General features: G+C 65.2%; 2 protein-coding genes and 2 tRNA genes. All 4 read left to right on the top strand.

The features are described 5' to 3' along the window. Positions 1-399: 399 nt before the first annotated feature. The 4 genes from IBX53_RS15705 (at position 400) to IBX53_RS15690 (ending at position 2,543) form a co-directional block, all read left to right on the top strand. Positions 400-1,383 (top strand): biotin--[acetyl-CoA-carboxylase] ligase, encoded by a 984-nt coding sequence (locus IBX53_RS15705; protein WP_290911191.1) that lies wholly within the window; start codon positions 400-402, stop codon positions 1,381-1,383. Beyond that, positions 1,380-2,219, top strand: coding sequence for a type III pantothenate kinase (locus IBX53_RS15700; RefSeq protein WP_290911188.1), 840 nt, complete (start codon positions 1,380-1,382; stop codon positions 2,217-2,219). Before IBX53_RS15705 ends, IBX53_RS15700 begins: the two co-directional genes overlap by 4 nt. A 121-nt stretch (positions 2,220-2,340) precedes the next feature. Next, positions 2,341-2,424, top strand: a tRNA-Tyr gene (locus IBX53_RS15695). Positions 2,425-2,469: 45 nt separating this feature from the next. Further along, positions 2,470-2,543 (top strand) — tRNA-Gly (locus IBX53_RS15690). Positions 2,544-2,619 lie beyond the last annotated feature (76 nt).

Below are 2,619 nucleotides of genomic sequence, written 5' to 3'. Positions count from 1 at the left end.
CGATGGTAGTGTGGGGTCTCCCCATGTGAGAGTAGGTCATCGTCAGGCACTTATACCGAGAAAACCCCGGGCATTCAGATGCCCGGGGTTTTTTCATGGTCATGGGGAAACCCCGCTCTTTATTCGTGGGGCCGCTTCGCGGTCCGGCCCCTCGCGGGCTCGGGTCGTTCAACCGCCCTCGCGGCGGTGCCGCGAAGGGCCGGGCGGTCTCACCCCCATGTGAGAGTAGGTCATCGTCAGGCACTTATATAGAAAGGCCCCGCGTTCGAAAGAGCGCGGGGCTTTTCGCGTTTCGGCCCGGGGCTCGCCAGAGGCCGGCTGTCGGTGTTTATGCCTTCGGCGTTTCCGGGGGCGCCTTGCATCCGCTAGAATGAGCCCTTTCCCGTCTGAGGGTTACGAATGACCATCGTAGACCTGATTCGCCTGCTCAGTGACGGCGAGTTTCACTCCGGCGAGCAGCTTGGCGAGCGGCTCGGCGTGTCGCGTGCCGCCGTGTGGAAGCAGCTGCGCAAGCTCGAGGCGCTGGGAATCGTCATGGAGGCGGTGAAGGGGCAGGGGTACCGCCTGGCCGAGCCGCTGGAGCTTCTCGATGGCGCGCGCATCGTCGCCGGGCTGTCGCGGGAGTCGCGCGGATTGCTGACACGGCTCTTCGTCGAGGAGACCCTGCCGTCGAGCAATGCCTTCCTGCGAGAGCGCTTCGACCAGGGCGCCGGTCATGGCGAGGTCTGTCTGGTCGAGCAGCAGAGTGCCGGGCGTGGTCGGCGTGGGCGCACCTGGAGTACCCCCTGGGGGCGGAGCCTGATGCTGTCCCTCGGCTGGCGGGTTGAGTCCGGTGTGGCGGCCCTGGAGGGGCTGAGCCTGGCGGCAGGTGTGGTGCTGGCCGAGGTGCTGGAGCGCCATGGGGTGGCGCCACGCCTGAAGTGGCCCAACGATGTCCTGCTCGAGCAGTCGGACGGCGGCTTCGGCAAGCTGGCCGGCATCCTGGTAGAAGTGACGGGAGACACCGCGGGGCCCTGCACGGTGGTGATCGGGATGGGCATCAACGTTGACCTGCCGCCGGCATTCCGAGAGGGCCTGGATCAGCCGGCGGCGGCCATTCATGACCAGGCCTCCGGGTTGTCGCGTAACGAACTCGCCGTGGAACTGGTCGAAGGGCTTCTGGCTCTGGTGGCCAACTTCGAGAAGGAGAGCTTCGCGGTGTGGCAGGCGGCGTGGAATGAACGTCACGCCTTCGCGGGCCGTGAGGTGGATGTGTTGCGTGGCCAGGAGCGCGAGTCGGCGGTGGCAGAGGGCGTGGATGCCGCAGGGAATCTGCTGGTCCGTCGGCAGGGGGAACTGCGGCGGCTGGCCGGCGGTGAGATCAGTCTGCGAGCTCGTTCATGATCCTCGACCTGGATATCGGCAACACCCTGTCCAAGTGGCGGCTCAAGGACGCCGACAGCAGCGAGATCCGCTCCCGTGGTGCCGTATGGACTCGAGAGGAGTGGCGGCCGGGGGCGGACATTCCCGATCTGGATGTCGTGGAGGCGGTACGTATCTCCAGCGTGGCGCGCCGCGCCGTGCTGGAGGATACCGTGGCGCTGCTCTATCGCCAGGTGGGCCACGTCCACGTGGCGCGCTCGACGTCGGAAGCGCTTGGCGTGACCAATGGCTATGATGAGCCAGAACGTCTGGGCGTCGACCGTTGGCTTGGCGCGCTGGCCGGCTATCAGCTGGCGGGTGGCTGCTGTGCGGTGGACTGCGGCAGCGCCATCACCATCGACTTCGTGCTGCCGGGCGGTCGCCACCTGGGAGGCTATATCCTGCCGGGGCTGAGGCTCATGAAGGAGAGCCTGAAGCTCGGAACGCGCAACGTGGCCATCGATCCCGACAGCGAGGCCGAGGAGTTGCTGGTCCCCGGCAGGCGCACGGTGGAGGCGGTCAATCACGGAATCTACATGGCGGCGGTAAGCGCCATCAATCGCACCTATGCCGAAGTGTGCGACATGGAGGGGGTGGCGCTGCCACTGCTGCTGACCGGCGGTGATGCTCGGGTGGTCTCCAGAGGGCTCCAGGTGCCCCATGCGGTCTGGCCGGACATGGTCTATGGCGGTCTCGAGGCCTGCTTCCCGCTCACCGCCGCCGAGCGTGCCGGCCGGATGTCCGGAGCGCCCAGGGTCCCGCCGCCTGTGGCACTGGAAAAGATTCGCGCAGGGCTTGCTTTCTCTATGCTGCTTTGACACAATTCGCCGCGTTCCATGGGGAAGCCAGTGCCCACAAGGCTCCGGGTTTTCGTACAAGAAGGCTGAGAAAACAGCATCTTGACAACATGGAAAAGGGTGGTAGCATATGCCGCCAGTTGGAGGGGTTCCCGAGTGGCCAAAGGGAGCAGACTGTAAATCTGCCGCGAAAGCTTCGAAGGTTCGAATCCTTCCCCCTCCACCAGATTTCGCCGAGCCCCGGAAGGGATCAGGCAGCAAGAGTGGGTAGGCGGGCATAGTTCAATGGTAGAACCTCAGCCTTCCAAGCTGATGGTGCGGGTTCGATTCCCGCTGCCCGCTCCAGCATCCGAGGATGCGTAAGTTTTGCTCATGTAGCTCAGGGGTAGAGCACACCCTTGGTAAGGGTGAGGTCGACGGT

It is taken from the genome of Halomonas sp., assembly GCF_014859505.1.
GTDB lineage: Bacteria > Pseudomonadota > Gammaproteobacteria > Pseudomonadales > Halomonadaceae > Halomonas.
Note: the sequence above shows the minus strand (reverse complement) of the source record. Positions and strands in the feature narration are given on the sequence as shown.